Origin of the sequence: Micromonospora sp. C28SCA-DRY-2, assembly GCF_030519475.1 — a bacterium.
In the GTDB taxonomy this organism is placed as follows: Bacteria; Actinomycetota; Actinomycetes; order Mycobacteriales; family Micromonosporaceae; genus Micromonospora.
On record NZ_JAUMKD010000001.1, the window covers coordinates 545975 to 563576 of the forward strand.

The 17602-nt window shown below is 77.1% G+C and carries 11 protein-coding genes; 5 read left to right on the forward strand and 6 right to left on the reverse strand.

The window, feature by feature from the left end; genetic code table 11:
- Positions 1-28: 28 nt before the first annotated feature.
- From Q3W71_RS02485 to Q3W71_RS02495, 3 genes are all read right to left on the reverse strand, one after another.
- Positions 29-508 carry a Na(+)/H(+) antiporter subunit C gene (locus tag Q3W71_RS02485; protein ID WP_302917635.1) on the reverse strand — a complete coding sequence of 160 codons (480 nt, stop codon included), beginning with the start codon at positions 506-508 and terminating at the stop codon, positions 29-31.
- On the reverse strand, positions 505-3342 hold the full coding sequence (locus tag Q3W71_RS02490; protein WP_302917636.1) for a Na+/H+ antiporter subunit A: 2838 nt from the start codon (positions 3340-3342) through the stop codon (positions 505-507). Before Q3W71_RS02490 ends, Q3W71_RS02485 begins: the two co-directional genes overlap by 4 nt.
- 139 nt (positions 3343-3481) lie before the next feature.
- Positions 3482-3868, reverse strand: coding sequence for a hypothetical protein (locus Q3W71_RS02495; RefSeq protein ID WP_302917637.1), 387 nt, complete (start codon positions 3866-3868; stop codon positions 3482-3484).
- A 275-nt stretch (positions 3869-4143) separates the two neighbouring features.
- Between Q3W71_RS02495 and Q3W71_RS02500 the strand changes: the two genes are divergently transcribed.
- Positions 4144-8718, forward strand: coding sequence for an ATP-dependent helicase (locus Q3W71_RS02500; protein ID WP_302918706.1), 4575 nt, complete (start codon positions 4144-4146; stop codon positions 8716-8718).
- 78 nt (positions 8719-8796) lie between these two features.
- Here the strand turns inward: Q3W71_RS02500 and Q3W71_RS02505 are convergent, their stop codons facing one another.
- A complete protein-coding gene (locus tag Q3W71_RS02505; RefSeq protein ID WP_302917638.1) occupies positions 8797-9372 on the reverse strand; it encodes a hypothetical protein in 576 nt (191 codons plus the stop codon).
- 152 nt (positions 9373-9524) lie between these two features.
- On the opposite strand from Q3W71_RS02505, the gene Q3W71_RS02510 reads away from it, so the two are divergent.
- The 4 genes from Q3W71_RS02510 (at position 9525) to Q3W71_RS02525 (ending at position 15714) form a co-directional block, all read left to right on the forward strand.
- Complete coding sequence (locus Q3W71_RS02510; protein WP_302917639.1) at positions 9525-10049, forward strand: GNAT family N-acetyltransferase; 525 nt, start codon at positions 9525-9527, stop codon at positions 10047-10049.
- Positions 10050-10058: 9 nt separating this feature from the next.
- The gene (locus tag Q3W71_RS02515) at positions 10059-10853 is read left to right on the forward strand and encodes an S-adenosyl-l-methionine hydroxide adenosyltransferase family protein (RefSeq protein WP_302917640.1); all 795 of its coding nucleotides are present in this window, start codon (positions 10059-10061) and stop codon (positions 10851-10853) included.
- 151 nt (positions 10854-11004) lie between these two features.
- Positions 11005-11814: a DNA-formamidopyrimidine glycosylase family protein gene (locus tag Q3W71_RS02520; protein ID WP_302917641.1), complete on the forward strand. Its 810-nt coding sequence runs from the start codon at positions 11005-11007 to the stop codon at positions 11812-11814.
- A 261-nt stretch (positions 11815-12075) separates the two neighbouring features.
- A complete protein-coding gene (locus Q3W71_RS02525) occupies positions 12076-15714 on the forward strand; it encodes a hypothetical protein (protein ID WP_302917642.1) in 3639 nt (1212 codons plus the stop codon).
- A 9-nt stretch (positions 15715-15723) separates the two neighbouring features.
- Here the strand turns inward: Q3W71_RS02525 and Q3W71_RS02530 are convergent, their stop codons facing one another.
- Both Q3W71_RS02530 and Q3W71_RS02535 read right to left on the reverse strand, forming a co-directional pair.
- Positions 15724-16503 (reverse strand): hypothetical protein, encoded by a 780-nt coding sequence (locus tag Q3W71_RS02530; protein ID WP_302917643.1) that lies wholly within the window; start codon positions 16501-16503, stop codon positions 15724-15726.
- 25 nt (positions 16504-16528) lie between these two features.
- Positions 16529-17410, reverse strand: a complete 882-nt coding sequence (locus tag Q3W71_RS02535; RefSeq protein WP_302917644.1) for a PspA/IM30 family protein — start codon at positions 17408-17410, stop codon at positions 16529-16531.
- Positions 17411-17602: the final 192 nt, after the last annotated feature.

Here is a 17602-nt window from a genome sequence, read left to right on the forward strand (position 1 = left end):
CCCCGGTCCGGGGTCGGCGGGCGGCCGGTCACCGGTCGCCGTCCTGCTCCGGCGGCCGGCGCGGCGGCTCCGGGTCGACCTGCTCGGGGTCGCCGTCCGGGCCCTCGCCGCCGAGGTCGGCCGGGACCAGTTCGTCGCGCTCGGCCCGCCGTCTGACCTGCCGGTCCTCCAGGTCGTCCGGCACCTCGTCGTCGCCGGTGAGGTACCAGCTGCGGTAGCTGACGGCGAGCAGGAACGCGGTCAGCCCGAAGGTGATGACGATGGCGGTGAGCACGAGCGCCTGCGCCAGGGCGCCGCTCATCGCGTCGGTCGGGGCGGTGCCCACCACCGGCGGGGCGCCCGGCCGGCCGCTGAGCAGGATGAGCAGGTTGACCCCGTTGCCGAGCATGATGACGCCGAGCAGGATCCGGGTCAGGCTGCGCTCCAGCAGCAGGGTCACCCCGCAGGCGACGAGGATGCCGATGGCGAGCACCACGGTCAGCGTGGGGCCCGTCGCGCCGTCCCTCACCGCCGCTCCCCCTCGTGGTCGACGGCGAGCCCGCCACCGGGGCGGCCGGCCGCCTCGATGTGCCGGTCCACCTGGGTGCCGAGGCTGCGCAGGATGTCCAGCATCAGCCCGACCACCACCAGGTAGACGCCGATGTCGAAGAAGAGCGACGTGACCAGGTAGAACTCGCCGATCAGCGGCAGCGCCAGGTCGATCTTCGCGCTCTGCAGCACCGAGCCCCCGGCGGCCAGCGCGATCACCCCGCTGCCCACCGAGACGGCGAGCCCGGCGCCGAGGACCGTGCCGGCGCTGACCGGGGCCGCCTCGGCCAGTTCGTACCGGCCGCCGGCCAGGTAGCGCACCACCAGCGCGAGGCTGGCCACCAGACCGCCGGAGAACCCGCCGCCCGGCGCGTTGTGCCCGGAGAAGAGCAGGAAGAGCGAGAACAGCACCACGGTGTGGAAGAGCAGCCGGGTGATCACCTCCAGCACCAGGGACCGGCGTCGCTCCTGGAGGCTGGCCCCGCCGCGCAGCCAGACCGGGCGGTCCGGGCGGGTCGGCTGGCCGGCGGGCTCCGGCCGGCGCGGGCGCGGCCCGGTGCGGGACCGCTCGAAGATCAGGCTGGCCACCCCGGTCGCCGCCACCACCAGCACCGACAGCTCGCCCATGGTGTCCCAGGCGCGGATGTCGACCAGGGTCACGTTGACCACGTTGCGGCCGTACCCCTCGGTCACCGCGAGTTCCGGGAAGGCGTCCGAGATCGGGGGTGCCCGGCGGGCGTCGGCGGCCACCAGGGCCAGTCCCGCGGTGACCACGCCGGCGGCCACCCCGATCGCCCGCCGCGCCCACCGGCTGCGCCGCAACGGCCGGGCCGAGAACCGGTCGGGCAGCCGGCGCAGCACCAGCACGAAGATCGCGATGGTGGCCGTCTCCACCAGGAACTGGGTCAGCGCCAGGTCCGGCGCGCCGTACAGCACGAAGAGCATGGCGGTGCCGTAGCCGGTGGTGCCGACCAGCAGCATGGCCGTCAACCGGCGGCGGGCGTTGACGGCGAGCACGGCCGCCACGGTGATCACCAGGAGCACGACCGGTTGCAGCGGCGTGTACCAGAGCGCGACGTCGGTCGCCCAGGGCCGGGCGAGCAGCATCGCCCCACCGGGGACCGCCACCAGCGCCAGCAGGATGACGCCGAGGTACTGCGGCAGCGAGCCGCGCTGGGTGACGGCGGTGACGTCGGCGGCGAGCCGGTCGAAGTGGCCGATCACCCACTCGTACCCCTGGTTGCCGTTCACCGGGGCGCGCACCCGGGCCAGCACCGGGGCGAGTGGGCCGCGCAGCGCGAAGAGCAGCGCGCCGCCGGCCACCGCGAGCGCGGAGTAGCCGAGCGCGGGGGTCAGGCCGTGCCACAGCGCCAGGTGCGCGCCGACGCCGCCGAAGAGTTCGGCGTACGGGTGGAACAGGCCGTCCAGCCCGCTGGCGGCCGGACCGGCGACCAGCCCGGCGGCGGCCAGCAGGGCGGGCGGCGCCAGCATCGGCAGGGCCACCCGCCCGACGTCGGTGGTCGGCACCCCGGGCCGGGTGGCGAACGCGCCCCAGACGAACCGGGCGCTGTACGCCACGGTCAGCGCCGTGCCGGCGACCAGGACGGCCAGCGCCAGCGGCCGGTCGGTGAACGCGGCGAGCACCGCCTCCTTGGCGACGAAGCCGACCAGTGGGGGCAGGCCGGCCATCGACGCCGCGGCCAGCACCGCCACGGTGGCCAGCAGTGGCGCGGCGCGGCCCAGCCCGGACAGCTCGGTGAGGTCCCGGGTGCCGGTGCGGTGGTCGATGATGCCCACGACGAGGAAGAGCGCCGCCTTGAACAGCGCGTGCGCGAGCAGCATCGCGGCGGCGGCCAGCGCGGCGTCCGGGGTGCCCACCCCGGTCACCGCCATCAGCAGCCCGAGCTGGCTGACCGTCCCGTACGCCAGCAGCAGCTTCAGGTCGGTCTGCCGCAGCGCCGCCCAGCCGCCGACGAGCAGGGTGGCCAGCCCGGCGACCAGCACCACCGGCCGCCACGGGCCGACCGCGGCGAGCACCGGCGCGAGCAGCCCGACCAGGTAGACGCCGGCCTTCACCATCGCCGCCGCGTGCAGGTAGGCGCTGACCGGCGTGGGCGCCGCCATCGCCACCGGCAGCCAGGTGTTGAACGGCAGCACGGCCGACTTGGCCAGCGCCCCGACCAGGATCAGCACCACCGCCGTGCCGAGGTAAGCCCCGTCGGGCAGCGGCCCGGCGGCGATCACCGACCAGCGGTAGCTGCCGGCGTGCTCGCCGAGCATGACGAACCCGACCAGCATGGCGAGCCCGCCGAGGGTGGTCACGGTCAGCGCCTGCGCCGCCGCCCAGCGGCTGGACCGTCGTTCGGTGCTGTGGCCGATCAGCAGGTACGAGAAGATCGTGGTGAGTTCCCAGCAGACGTAGAGCAGCAGCAGGTCGTCGGCGAGGACCAGGCCGAGCATGGCTCCGGCGAAGGCCACCAGGACCGCGGCGAACCGGGCCAGCCCGAGCGAGCCGGGCCCGAAGTACCGGGCGCTGTAGACCAGCACCAGGGCGCCGACCCCGCCGACCAGCAGGGTCATCAGCCAGGACAGGGTGGTCAGCCGCAGCGCCAGCGCCATCCCGAGCTGGCCCACCCAGGGGTACGTCTCGACCACCGCGCCGCCGTCCCGGACCGCTGGCGTGCGGGCCAGGGCCCAGCCGAACGCGGCGGCCGGCGCCAGCGCCAGCGCGTAGCAGGCGCGCGGGCCCCACCACCGGACCAGCAGCGGCGCCACGAGGGCCGCCAGGAGGTGGAGGATCAGCAGTACGAGCACCCGCGCTCCAGGTCGAGGTGGCAGGGGGCACCGCTGAGGTGGGACGGCACCTACGAGCGATCAGACGCCAGTTCGCCGCTCGACGGGCGGTTTTGCCGGAAATCGCCCGCCCGACCGCCGCCCCGTGCCGGCCACGCTGTCAGTGGAGGGCGACGTCGGCGGCGGGCAGCGCGGGCTCCCGGGCCGGGCGGTCCCACCGCGCCTCCACCAGCAGGTCGGGGCGGCCGAGCTGGCGTACCACCCGGTTGACCACCCGCTGGGCGGCGGTGAGCGAGCGGACCGAGAGCAACCGGCCGCGGCTCTCCCGGCGGAGCACGAAGAAGTGCACAGCGGCGCGGACCCGGCCACGGTCGGCAGCGCTGGCCTGGGCGGTGGAGACCACCAGCTCGCGCAGGCAGTCGGCGAGTCGCTCGGCCAGCTCCAGCTCGGGGCCGGTGAGGCCGGCGCGGACGGCGGCGAGATGACTGTCGACCTTGCGGATCAGCACGTCGGTGCCGGGCTCGAAGCTCCGCTGCTCGACCGCCATCCGACCCCTCCGCCCCGCTGCGCGTTGCGAGTGAAGTTACTTTATGTTGCGCTGTACTAGCAAGCAGTTAACTGAGACTTACCGCGTTCAACGTCGCATCCGTCGCGTAAGAGCCCGACCCGGACAGATTCCCCGGTCGGCACGGGCGGGATGTCAGACCGCCGGGGCAGGATGGAGGCGTGGCGGAGGTGCGAGGCGGCGCGGGTGGCGACGGCCCGGCGGAGCGTCCGGTCGACCCGGCGGCGGGGCCGTCGGGCGACCCCGAGACGGCCGGGGTGCTCGCCGGCTTCGGCCCGGCCACCCGCGAGTGGTTCCGCGCCGCCTTCGCCGCCCCGACCGCGGCGCAGACCGGCGCCTGGCAGTCGATCGCCGCCCGGCGCAACGCCCTGGTGGTGGCGCCCACCGGCTCCGGCAAGACGCTCGCCGCGTTCCTCTGGTCGCTGGACCGGCTGGCCCGCGAGCCGGCGCCGGCCGAGCCCCGGCAGCGCTGCCGGGTGCTCTACGTCAGCCCGCTCAAGGCGCTGGCGGTCGACGTCGAGCGCAACCTGCGCGCTCCGCTGGCCGGCATCCGGCAGGCCGCCACCCGGCTCGGCGTCGCCCCGCCCGACATCACCGTCGGGATGCGCACCGGCGACACGCCGGCCGACGAGCGCCGCGCCTTCGCCCGCACCCCGCCGGACATCCTCATCACCACGCCCGAGTCGCTCTTCCTGCTGCTCACCTCCGCCGCCCGGGATTCGCTGCGCGGGGTCGAGACGGTGATCGTCGACGAGGTGCACGCGGTGGCCGGCACCAAGCGCGGCGCCCACCTGGCGCTCTCCCTGGAGCGCCTCGACGAGCTGCTGCCCGCCCCGGCCCAGCGGATCGGCCTGAGCGCCACCGTCCGGCCGGTCGACACCTGCGCCCGGTTCCTCGGCGGGGCCCGCCCGGTCGACGTGGTCGCCCCGCCCACCGCCAAGACGATCGAGGTCACCGTCCAGGTGCCGGTGGAGGACATGACCCGCCTCGACGAGCACGAGCAGCCGCCGGAGGACGACCTCGGCGGGCTGGGCCCGCGCCGCGCGTCGATCTGGCCGGCGGTGGAGGAACGGGTCTTCGCGCTGATCCGGGCACACCGGTCGACCATCGTCTTCACCAACTCCCGCCGCTCGGCCGAACGGCTCTGCGCCCGGCTCAACGAACTCGCCGTCGAGGAGCTGGCGGCGGCCACCGACGGCGGGCCCGCCGGGGGCGGGCCGGGTGGCGCCGGTGGGCGCGGCGGGCGGATGCCGGCCGAGCTGATGGCCCAGGCCGGCGCGGTGGCCGGCGCCCCGCCGGTGATCGCCCGCGCCCACCACGGCAGCGTCTCCCGCGAGGAGCGCAAGCAGATCGAGGAGGCGCTCAAGTCCGGGCAGCTGCCCGCCGTGGTGGCCACCTCCAGCCTCGAGCTGGGCATCGACATGGGCGCCGTCGACCTGGTGGTGCAGATCGAGGCGCCGCCGAGCGTGGCCGCCGGGCTGCAACGGGTCGGTCGGGCCGGCCACCAGGTGGGCGCGGTGTCCCGCGGCGTGGTCTTCCCGAAGCACCGGGGCGACCTGCTCTCCTGCACGGTGGTGGCCGAGCGGATGGCCGGCGGGGCGATCGAGGAGCTGCACTACCCGCGCAACCCGCTGGACGTGCTGGCCCAGCAGATCGTGGCGATGGTGGCGCTGGAGCCGTGGCGGGTCGGCGACCTGGCGGTCGTGGTCCGCCGGGCGGCGCCCTTCGCCGAGCTGCCCGACTCGGCGCTGCACGCGGTGCTCGACATGCTCTCCGGCCGCTACCCGTCCACCGCCTTCGCCGAGCTGCGGCCCCGGCTGGTCTGGGACCGCTCCACCGACCTGCTCACCGGCCGGCCGGGCGCGCAGCGGCTCGCGGTGACCAGCGGCGGGACCATCCCCGACCGGGGCCTGTTCGGGGTCTTCCTGGCCGGCGCCGAGCGCGCCGCGCGGGTCGGCGAGCTGGACGAGGAGATGGTCTACGAGTCCCGGGTCGGCGACGTCTTCCTGCTCGGCTCCTCGTCCTGGCGGATCGAGGAGATCACCCCCGACCGGGTGCTGGTGTCGCCGGCCCCGGGGCAGGCGGCGAAGATGCCGTTCTGGAAGGGCGACCAGCTGGGTCGCCCGGTGGAGCTGGGCCGGGCGATCGGCGCCCGGGTGCGGGCGCTGCTGCGGCAGGACGACGAGACGGCGGTCGCCGCGCTGCGCGCCGGCGGGCTGGACGACTGGGCCGCCGGCAACCTGATGGCCTACCTGCGCGAGCAGCGGGCCGCCACCCGCGCCCTGCCGGACGACCGCACGGTGGTGGTGGAGCGGTTCCGCGACGAGCTGGGCGACTGGCGGCTGGCCGTGCACAGCGTGCTCGGCGCCCGGGTGAACGGGCCGTGGGCGCTGGCGATCGGGCGCCGGCTGGCCGAGCGCTACGGGGTGGACGCCCAGGTGATGCCGGCCGACGACGGCATCGTCGTCCGGCTGCCGGACACCGCCGACGAACCGCCCGGCGCCGACGTGGTGGTCTTCGACCCGGACGAGATCGCCCAACTGGTCGAGGAGTCGGTCGGCACGTCCGCGCTCTTCGCCGCCCGGTTCCGGGAGTGCGCCGCGCGGTCCCTGCTGCTGCCCCGGCGCGACCCGCGCCGCCGCCAGCCGCTCTGGCAGCAGCGCCAGCGGGCCGCCCAACTGCTCGACGTGGCCCGCGAGTACGCCGACTTCCCGGTCACCCTGGAGGCCGCCCGGGAGTGCCTGCAGGACGTCTTCGACCAGCCGGCGCTGGCCGAGCTGATGCGCGACCTGGCCGCCCGGAAGGTGCGGCTGGTCGAGGTGGAGACGCCCCAGCCGTCCCCGTTCGCCCGGTCGCTGCTCTTCGGCTACGTCGGCGCCTTCCTCTACGAGGGCGACGCCCCGCTGGCCGAGCGCCGGGCCGCCGCGCTGGCGCTGGACTCGGCCCTGCTCGGCGAGCTGCTCGGCCGGGTCGACCTGCGCGAGCTGCTCGATCCGGCGGTGCTGGCCGAGACCGAGCGGCAGCTGCGCTGGCTGACCGAGCAGCGCCGCCCGCGCGACCCGGAGGACGTGGTCGAGCTGCTCCGCGTGGTCGGCGACCTGAGCACCGACGAGCTGGCCGAGCGCGGCGCGCCGGCCGACTGGCTCACCGAGCTGGCGGCGGCCCGCCGGGTGCTGTCGGTCCGCATCGCCGGCGAGGAACGGTGGGTGGGCGTCGAGGACGCCGGCCGGCTGCGCGACGCGCTCGGCGTGGCCCTGCCGGTGGGGGTCGCCGAGGCGTACCTCGAACCGGTCGCCGACCCGCTCGGCGACCTCGTCGCCCGCTACGCGCGCACGCACGGCCCGTTCGCCGCCGCCACCTGCGCGGCCCGGTTCGGGCTCGGGGTGTTCGTGGTGGAGCAGGCGCTGCGCCGGCTGGCCGCCACCGGCCGGGTGGTCTCCGGCGAGTTCGCCCCCGACACCGTCGGCACCCAGTGGTGCGACGCGGAGGTGCTGCGCCTGCTGCGCCGCCGGTCCCTCGCCGCGCTGCGCCGGGAGATCGAGCCGGTGCCGCCCCGGGCGCTGGCCGCGTTCCTGCCCCGCTGGCAGCAGGTGGGCTCGTCCGCCCGCGGCGTGGAGGCGGTGGCCGCCGCCGTCGAGCAGTTGCAGGGGGCGGCGGTCCCGGCGTCGGCGCTGGAGCGGCTGGTGCTGCCCGGCCGGGTCGCCGACTACTCCCCCGCCCAGCTCGACGAGCTGTGCGCCAGCGGCGAGGTGCTCTGGGCCGGCTCGGGGGCGATCTCCGGCGGGGACGGCTGGGTCACCCTGGCGTACGCGGACGCGGCGCCGCTGCTGCTCCCGCCGCCGGACGAGGCGCTCACCCGTACCCCGCTGCACGACGCCGTGCTGGAGGCGCTCGGCGACGGGCAGGCGCTGTTCTTCCGGTCGCTGGCCGACCGGGTCGGCTCGACCGACGACGCCGCGCTGGCCGCCGCCGTCTGGGACCTGGTCTGGGCCGGTCACCTGACCAACGACACGCTCGCCCCGCTGCGCGCCGCGCTCGGCGGTGGCGGCGCGCACCGGTCCCGCCCGAGCGCGCCACGCACCCGCTACCGGCGCCCCGGCCGGGTGGCGCTGCCGAGCCGCAGCGGCCCACCGACCGTCGCCGGCCGGTGGTCCCGGCTGCCCGAGCGCGACACCGACCCGACCCGCCGGGCGGCGGCGCTGGCCGACGTGCTGCTGGAACGGCACGGCGTGGTCACCCGGGGCGCGGTGGTGGCCGAGCAGGTGACCGGCGGTTTCGCCGCGGTCTACCCGGTGCTCTCCGCGCTGGAGGAGCGCGGCGCGGCCCGGCGGGGCTACTTCGTCGAAGGGCTGGGGGCGGCGCAGTTCGCGGTGCCCGGCGCGGTCGACCGGATCCGCGCGCTGGCCGAGCCGGCCGACGGCGGGCGCGGTCGCGGCGGCGGGCCGACGCTGGTGCTCGCCGCCACCGACCCGGCCAACCCGTACGGCGCGGCGCTGCCCTGGCCCGAGCGGGCGGTCGACTCCGGCGACGGGGCGGCCCCGGCCACCGGGCACCGGGCGGGTCGCAAGGCCGGTGCCCTGGTCGTGCTGGTCGGCGGCGACCTGGTGCTCTACGTGGAGCGGGGCGGGCGGACGATCCTCTCGTTCACCGACGACGCCGACGCCCTCGCCGCGGCCGGCAAGGCGCTCGCCGACGCGGTCCACTCCGGGGCGCTGGGGGCCATGTCGGTGGAGCGCGCCGACGGCGAGGCCGTGCACGCCTCACCGCTGCGGGACGCGCTCACCGCTGCCGGCTTCCGCACCACCCCGCGCGGGCTGCGCCTGCGCGGCTGACCGCCGGCCGCCGGTCCAGGGCGGGCCGTCGGCCGGGCGGGCCGGGGGCACGCACTGCGCACGGCCGCACCGGCTCGGTCAGCGCAGGGTTCTGAGTACCCGCTCGTACCGGGCGCGGTCGGTGGCCGGGCTCTTCGCCTCCAGGTAGTTGAGCACCACGGCGCCGCGCCGGTACGACTGGCCGCGCCAGATCTCCGCGACGTCGCCGGCGCTGGGCTCGTCCGGGAAGACGTAGACGGTGACCGCGTCGGTGGCGACGATCTCCGCGCAGCCCAGCCCGAGCCCGTCCGGCCCGCAGTCGGCCGAGCGGTCCCGCGGGTTGCCCGCCGCCAGCCCGGCGGCCCGGAACGCGGCGACGACCTGCCGCGCACCGGGCGTCCCCGCCGGCCGGGCCGGCAGCACCACCGGCGGCGGGCCGGTCGGGCGGCGTTCGGTGGTACCGCTCGGCCCCGCCGGCACGGCGGGCCTCGGCGGGATGGCCGCGGTCGTGCCACCCGGGACGACCGGCGGGCCGGTGACCGGGGTGGCCGGCCCGGCGTCCGGGGCGCCGGGCGGGGCGGCGGCGGGATCCGGCCGCCGGTCGGCGCCGCAGGCGGCGGTCAGCGCGGCCGTGAGCAGGAGCACCGCGACGGCGGGCGGCTTCCGGTTGGTCACCCCGGCAGTGTGCGGAACCGGCCGCCGGCGGCGGCAGTGGCCGGTCGGCCAGTGCCGCTGTCCCATATCCGCCAGCCCGCCCGGTAAATCCGGCGGACCGGACCGGCCCGGTGCGGATACCATCCGGGCCGGTCGCAGGGCGGGGAGGCGGGATGAGCGGGGTGCGGGTACGGCCGGCCGAGCCCGGGGACCGGGCGGCGGTCGAGGCGCTGCACGAGCGCGAGTGGGGTGGGCCGTACGTGATCGCCCACGACACCCGCTTCGACCTGCGTACGCTGCCCACCCTGGTGGCGGTGGACGGCGCCGGCGGGGTGGTCGGGGCGCTCGCCCACCACACCGGCGCCGACGGCCTGGAGGTGGTCAGCGTGGTCGCCGCGACGCCCGGCGGCGGCGTCGGCACGGCGCTGCTGGCCGCGGCGGTGGACGCCGCCCGGGCCGCGGGCGCGGCCCGGCTGTGGCTGATCACCACCAACGACAACCTGCGGGCGCTGCGCTTCTACCAACGGCGCGGGCTGCGGCTGGTGGGCGTGGACCGGGGCGCGGTGGACCGGGCCCGCCGGCTCAAGCCGAGCATCCCGACGGTCGGGGAGGACGGCATCCCGCTGCACGACGAGCTGATCCTGGAGCTGCGCCTGGCCCCCGACGGCGCGGCGCCGGCGCCGGGGCGGACGAACTAACCTGCCGGCATGGCACCGATCCCGTGGATCTCGCTGACCACCGACTACGGCCTCGCGGACGGCTTCGTGGCCGCCTGTCACGGGGTGATCGCCCGGCTCGCGCCGACCGCCCGGCTGATCGACGTGACCCACCTGGTGCCGCCGGGCGACGTCCGCCGGGGCGCGGCCGTGCTGGCGCAGACCGTGCCGCACCTGCCGGTCGGCGTGCACGTGGCCGTGGTGGACCCGGGGGTCGGCACGGCCCGGCGGGGAGTCGGGCTCGCCACGCCGGGCGGGCTGCTGGTCGGGCCGGACAACGGCCTGCTGCTCGACGCGGCGGCGGCGCTCGGCGGGATCACCGCCGCCGTCGAGCTGACCGCGCCCGGGTGGCTGGCCGCCCGGGTGTCGGACACCTTCCACGGCCGGGACGTCTTCGCGCCGGTGGCGGCGCGGCTCGCGCTCGGCGCGCCGCTGGCCGACGCCGGCCCGGCCGTCGACCCGGAGACCCTGGTCCGGCTGCCGGCGCCGGTGCTCGACCGCGAGGCCGGCGGGTTCACCGCCGAGGTGCTGACCGTCGACCATTTCGGCAACGTGCAGCTCGCCGCGCCCGCGGACCTGCTCGGGGCGTTGCCCGCCCGGGTACGGGTGGCCGGTCGGGACGCGGTACGCGGGCGGACCTTCGGCGACGCCCCGGCCGGCGGGCTGGTGGTGCACGGCGACTCGGCCGGCCTGGTGGCGGTGGCGGTCAACGGCGGCCGGGCGGCCGACCTGCTCGGCGTCGCACCCGGCGACCTGCTCCGGGTCGCCGCCCCGGACGCCGGCTGACCCCGCCGCGCCGGCCCGACCGCGGGCTGCGACGCCGCCGCGTCGAGTCGGCGCGGGCCGGAACGCCGCCGCGCCGGGTGGAAGCCGCCGCCCACCCGGCACGGCGGCCGGTCAGCGGGCCGGCACCCGGCGGCGGGTGCAGGATGGCAGGGTGCCCGAAGGCGACACCGTCTGGAACACCGCCCGCGTGCTGCACCGCGCGCTGGCCGGCGCCCGGCTGACCGGCAGCGACTTCCGCGTGCCCCAGCTCGCCACCACGGACCTCACCGGCTGGACCGTGCGGGAGTCCGCCAGCCGGGGCAAGCACCTGCTGCTCCGGCTCGCCGCACCCGACGGGGCGCACTGGACGCTGCACTCGCACCTGCGGATGGAGGGCGCCTGGCGGGCGTACGCCCCCGGCGAGCGGTGGAGCGCCCGGCCGGCCCACCTGATCCGGGTGGTGCTGCGCAGCCCCGGGGCGGTCGCGGTCGGTTACCACCTGCACGAGCTGGCGCTGGTGCCCACCGCCGAGGAGGAGTCGCTGGTCGGGCAGCTCGGCCCCGACCTGCTCGGCGCGGACTGGGACCCGGCCGAGGCGGTGCGCCGGCTGGCCGCCCACCCGGAGAGGACCATCGGCGAGGCGCTGCTGGACCAGCGCAACCTGGCCGGCATCGGCAACCTCTACAAGTGCGAGGTGCTCTTCCTGCGCGGCGTCTCGCCGTGGACGCCGGTGGGCGCGGTGCCCGACCTCGCCGGCACGGTCACCCTGGCGCAGCGGCTGCTCGCCGCCAACCGGGGCCGGTGGACGCAGAGCACCACCGGCTCGCTGCACCGCGGCCAGACCAGCTACGTGTACGGCCGCCGGGCCCAGCCGTGCCGCCGCTGCGGCACGGCCATCCGCAAGGAGGAACTCGGCGAGCGGGTCACCTACTGGTGCCCGGTCTGCCAGCCCGAGCGCACCCGGCGCGACGACGCAGGGTGACGCCGACCGGGCGCACCGACCCCGGCCATACCGCTCCCCGCGCCGTGGAACTTCCACGGCCCGGCCACCCGGGACCACCAGCGTCGATGGCCGGTGCGGCCGAGGATCCACGCTCGACAGCAGATACGGACGATTGGGTACTTCCTAACCCACCCGTCCGCGTCGCATGCTGCGGTTGAGTGCTCACCGATCGTCAACGCGAGCGCGACCGGGCCGCCACGCCGGGGTGGTGGCCGCCGCGCCCCGACCCCGGGGAGAGCCATGGTGATGTTCCGTCGACTCCGGATCCCCTGGGCGGCCCGCCTCGGCGCCACCGCCGGCCCGACCCCCACCGTCCCGGCGGCCCGGACCGCCGATCCGGTCGCCCCCGTGCCGGCCAGCCTCGACCCGGCCGCGGTGCCGCGCTGCTTCGGTCCGGTGCCGAACTTCGCCGGCAGCCCCCGCCCGGTGCTCGACGCCGACGGCCGGGTGACGGTGGGCACCGGCATCCGCAAGTTCGTCGACGCGCTGCCCGGCCTCGGCACGCTGGGCGCCAACGACCTCGGCGCCCACCTGCCGGTGGCCACCCCGGACACCATCAGCTACCCCGGCTGCGACTACTACGAGATCGGCCTGGGGGAGTACGCCCAGCGCCTGCACCGGGACCTGCCGGCCACCCGGCTGCGCGGCTACCGGCAACTCAACCTGGGCACCGACGCCGACGGGCACAACACCGTCGCACCGCCGGAGCGCCCCTGGCACCTCGGGCCGGTGGTGCTGGCCCGGCGGGGCCGGCCGGTGCGGATCAAGTTCATCAACCAGCTCCCCACCGGCCGGGCCGGAGAACTCTTCCTGCCGGTCGACCCCACGGTGTACGGGGCCGGTACCGGCCCGCTGGACGGTCCGGCGCCGTACCCGCAGAACCGGGCGGTGCTGCACCTGTCCGGTGCGCAGACGGCCTGGATCTGCGCCGGGAACCCGTGGCAGTGGATCACCCCGGCGGGCGAGATCACCCCGTACCCGAGCGGTGCCGGGCTGACCCACGTGCCGGACATGCCGCCGCCCGGCGCCGGCGCCACCACCCTCTACTACCCGAACGAGCAGAGCGGCCGGCTGCTCTGGTTCCACGACAACACCCTCGGCCTGGCCCGGCTGACCGTCTACTCCGGTCAGGTCGCGCTCTACCTGCTCACCGACCCGGCCGAGGAGGAACTGGTCGCCGACGGGGTGCTGCCGGCCGACCAGGTGCCGCTGGTGATCGAGGACAAGACCTTCGTGCCGGACGACACCCAGCTCGCCGGGGAGGACCCGACCTGGGACCGGGACCGCTGGGGGGCCCGGGGCAGCCTCTGGCACCCGCACGTCTACCAGCCCCGGCAGAACCCGTACCGGGCCGACGGGACGAACCCGACCGGCCGGTGGGACTACGGCCCGTGGTCGCGTACCGCCGAGCGGAGCGGGCCCGCCGCCGGGCCCGACGGTGCCGGCCCGGCGCACCCCGGCCCGGAGCCGGTGCCGAACCCGCACCACGACCCGGTGACCGACCCGGCGGAGCCGCCGTGGACGCCCGGCGTGCCGCACCCGTCGGCGGTGCCGGAGGTGTTCGGCGACACCATGCTGGTCAACGGCGTCGCCTACCCCTACCTGACCGTCGAGCCCCGCACCTACCGGTTCCGGATCCTCAACGCCTGCCTCGACCGCAGCCTCAACCTGGGCCTCTACCGGGCCCGCTCGACCGGGCCGATGTGGGCGGCCGACGGCAGCCTGGCCGACGCCGACGCCGGCGAGGTGCCGATGGTGGACGCGGTCCGGGCGCCCGGCCGCCCGGCCGGCTGGCCGACCGACGGGCGCGACGGCGGGGTGCCCGACCCGGCCGCCGCCGGCCCGGAGCTGGTCCAGATCGGCAACGAGTGCGGGCTGCTGCCGGCGCCGGTGGTGATCCCGAACCGGCCGGTCGGCTACCGGTACGACCGCCGCGACCCCACCGTGCTCAACGTCGACGGGCACGCCCTGCTGCTCGCCCCCGGCGAGCGGGCCGACGTGCTGGTCGACTTCGCCGCCGTCGCCCCGGGCAGCACGCTGATCCTCTACAACGACTGCCCGGCCCCGCTGCCCGGCTTCGACCCCCGCTACGACCAGCACACCGGCGCGCCGGACCGCACCGCCGAGGGCGGGGCGCCGCCCACCCGCCCGGGGTACGGGCCGAACACCCGCACGCTGCTCCAGTTCCGGGTGTCCGGCACCCCGGCGCCCCGCTACGACCTGGCCCGGCTGCGCGACCGGCTGCCCCGGGCGTACGCGGCCGGCCAGCGGCCGCCGATCGTGCCGCAGCCCGGCCACGACGCCGCCTTCGGCACGCGGACCGACCGGCCGACCCTGGTGCCGGCGCAGGCCACCACTGTCACCTTCACCCCCGCCGGAGCCGGCGCCCCGGTGACCCTGCCGCTGCTCGGCAAGGTGGTGCAGCAGGTCGTCGAGCCCGGGTACGGCCGGCTGACCGGACGGCTCGGCGTCGAGCACCCGCACACCGGGCCGCTCTCCCCCGCCACCCTGCCGCTGGACCCGACCGACCCGGCCACCGAGATCCTCTTCGCCACCGACCCGGCGGTCGGGATCGGCGCCGCCGCCGACGGCACCCAGCTCTGGCGGATCAGCGGCCACGCCCGGCAGACCCAGCCGGTGCAGTTCGACGGCTGCGACGTGCAGGTGGTCAACCGGGTCGGCTGGGACGGCACGGTCCGGCCGGCGGAGGGAGCCGAGCTGGGCTGGAAGCAGGTCGTCCGGGTCGACCCGCGGGAGGACGTGATCGTCGCCCTGCGGCCGGTCGCCCCCGCCCTGCCGTTCAAGATCGGCGACAGCGTACGGCTGCTCGACCCGACCCGGCCGGCCGGCGCCCGGACCGGCTCGACGCCGGTGAGCCCGGCCGACGGCCGCCCGGCGATGGTGCTGAACCACCTGGTCAACCTGGGCTGGGAGTACCGCTGGTACAGCCGGCTGGCCGGGTACCGCGACCAGGGCATGAACCGGCCGCTGGTGCTGCGGGTCGCGCCGAAGGCGCCCACCGGGCTGACCGCCACGCCCGCCCCCGGCTCGGCCACCGCGCTGCCGGCGATCGCGTTGGCCTGGACCGGCAACGGCAGCCGCCCCCCGGCCACCAGCCACCTGCTCCAGCGGGCCACCGACGGCACCTTCACCGAGGGGCTTACCGAGATCACCGTGGCGGCCACCGCCACCCGGTACACCGACGCCACCGTCACGCCCGGGGTGACCTACCACTACCGGATCCGCGCCGAGAACGCCGTCAGCTGCTCCGCCTGGTCGAACAGCGTGCCGGCCGCGGTGCGGCTGACCGCGCCCGCCGGGCTGGCCGCGGTGATCCCGCCGGCCGCGCCGCTGCGGGTCGCGCTGCGCTGGGCGAACCGCTCCTTCGCCACCGGGATCGACGTGCAGCGGGCCACCAACCCGACGTTCACCAGCGGCCCGGGCACCACCGCGATCGGCGTCGGCGACCAGCACCTGGACGCCGCCGTCGCCCCGGACACCACGTACTACTACCGGGTGCGGACGACGTACCTGGGCGCGGCCTCACCCTGGTCGACGGTGGCCACGGTGACCACCCCACCGGTGCCCGGCACGCCGACCGCGGTGAGCGCCACGGCCACCGCGCCCGGCCCGGACACCGCCACGGTGATCCTGGGCTGGTCGGCCAGCGCCCCGAGCGGGCCGGGCGCCGGGTTCATCGTGCAGCGGGCCCTGGATCCGGGGTTCGCCCGCGAGGTGGCCACCTTCACGGTCACCGGCCGGGGCTTCACCAACACCGGCCTGGCCCGCGGGGTCACCTACCACTACCGGATCCGCGCGTTCAACGTGGTCGGCAGCTCGCCGTTCACCACGCCGGTCCCGGTCACCACGCCGCGGTGACCGGCCGGCTCAGCGGGCGCGCAGCGGGGTGTTGACGGCGCGCAGCTCGGCCAGCGCCCCGGCGACGCCGTGCAGCAGGTCGGTGGCCTCGGTGAGCTGGGCGGCGGCCGGGTGCTCGGCGTCCGGCCGGGCGTCCTCGGCGACGTAGCCGGCGGCGGCCACCACCAGCCGCTCGTACGCGGCGACGCCGCTGTCCAGCTGCGCGGTGAGCGACCGGTGCGCCTCGGCCAGCGGCGGGCGGGCGTCGGCCGGGGCCAGCCGCATCGCGCGCTCCACGCTGGCCACCCGGTTGGCGAGGTCCCGCAGCGACCGGTCGGCCGTGGCCGCCTCCTGCACCGCCGGCTCGGCGAGGCCGGTGAGCCGGGGGGCCATCCCGGCCAGGGTCAGCGCGGCCCGGTCCAGCCGGGCCCACGGCTCGGCGGCGCTGGTGCCGCGCAACGCCACCCGGGAGCGGACCCGGCGTACCTCGGCGAGCACGCCCGGGCCGACCGGGAGCCGCTCCACCGCGGCGACCAGCCGGGCCCGGGAACGGGCGGCGGCCTCGGCCGGGTCGAGCGGCGGCGGCGCCGGCCGGGCGGCCAGCGCGCGCAGGTCGATCCAGCGCCAGGCGGCCAGCGCCACCGCGCCGCCCGCGCCGGCGGCCCAGGCCGCGTCCGGCAGCCCCAGCCCGGCGTACGGGGTGAGCACGGCGGCGGCGCCACCGAGCCCGCCGGCCAGCACACTCCACCGGCGGGCGGACCGCCGCAGCCGGCTCAGCCGCCGGAAGTACCGGGTTCGCTCGTCTGCCACCTGTGCCTCCTCGACCCCCGGCCGCTCAACCGGCGGCGGTGGTGTCCCCCGTGCCTCGTTCCCGGCTCATGCTGGCCCGGATCTCGTCCAGCCGGGCGGCGGCCGCCGGGTCGGCCGCCGGCGCCGCCGGCGCGGCCTGCTCGGCCCGGGGCACCGCCTGCTGCTCCCGCTGGGCGCCGAGCTGCTCGCCGGCCATGCTGGCCCGGATCTGCTCCAGCCGGGCCGCGCCGGCCGAGTCCAGGGTCGCCTTCTGGATCTCCAGCATCCGCCCCTCGACGGAGTTGCCGGCCAGTTCGGCGCGGCCCATCGCGTTGGCGTAGCGCCGCTCGATCCGGTCGCGCACCTCGTCCAGGGTGGGGGTGGTGCCGGAGGCGGTCAGCGCCGACATCGACTCCAGCGACTGGGCGACGCTCTCCTGCATCTTGGCCTGCTCCAGCTGGCTGAGCAGCTTGGTGCGCTCGGCGAGCTTCTGCTGGAGGATCATCGAGTTGTTCTCCACCGCCTTGCGCGCCTGCGCGGCGGCCCCGAGCGCCTGGTCGTGCAGGGTCTTGAGGTCCTCGGTGGCCTGCTCGGCGGAGACCAGCTGGGAGGCGAGGGTCTGCGCGGACTGCTCGTAGCGCCCGGCCTCGGCCTCTTCGCCCCGGGCCCGGGCCTGGTCGGCGAGGACCAGGGCCTGCCGGGCGTTGCCCTGCAACCGCTCGACCTCGGACATCTGGCGGGAGAGCTTCATCTCCAGCTGACGCTGGTTGCCGATCACCGCGGCGGCCTGCTGCACCAGCGCCTGGTGCTGGCGCTGCGCCTCCTCGATGGCCTGCTGGATCTGCACCTTGGGATCGGCGTGCTCGTCGATCTTGGCGCCGAAGAGCGCCATCAGGTACTTCCAACCCTTGACGAACGGGTTCGCCATCTCCGCGGTATCCCCTCAGTCGCGTCGCTGCGCCGCACCGTGCCGGACGGCCCGACGGTCCCGACGCGGCGCTGGCTCCATCGTCCCAGCCGGACGCCAGCTCGGCATCCGTACCGGCCAGCGGGCAACACCGGCACCGTCCGCGATCAACCCTACGCGGCGCGGGCCACAGGCGGCCACGGAGCGCGCGGG

Coding starts and splice junctions, on each gene's coding strand:
- Q3W71_RS02495 (WP_302917637.1), bottom strand. CDS start 3,868: ATGGCGGTCGAGCAGCGGAGCTTCGAGCCCGGCACCGACGTGCTGATC.
- Q3W71_RS02510 (WP_302917639.1), top strand. CDS start 9,525: ATGAGCGGGGTGCGGGTACGGCCGGCCGAGCCCGGGGACCGGGCGGCG.
- Q3W71_RS02515 (WP_302917640.1), top strand. CDS start 10,059: ATGGCACCGATCCCGTGGATCTCGCTGACCACCGACTACGGCCTCGCG.
- Q3W71_RS02525 (WP_302917642.1), top strand. CDS start 12,076: ATGGTGATGTTCCGTCGACTCCGGATCCCCTGGGCGGCCCGCCTCGGC.
- Q3W71_RS02535 (WP_302917644.1), bottom strand. CDS start 17,410: ATGGCGAACCCGTTCGTCAAGGGTTGGAAGTACCTGATGGCGCTCTTC.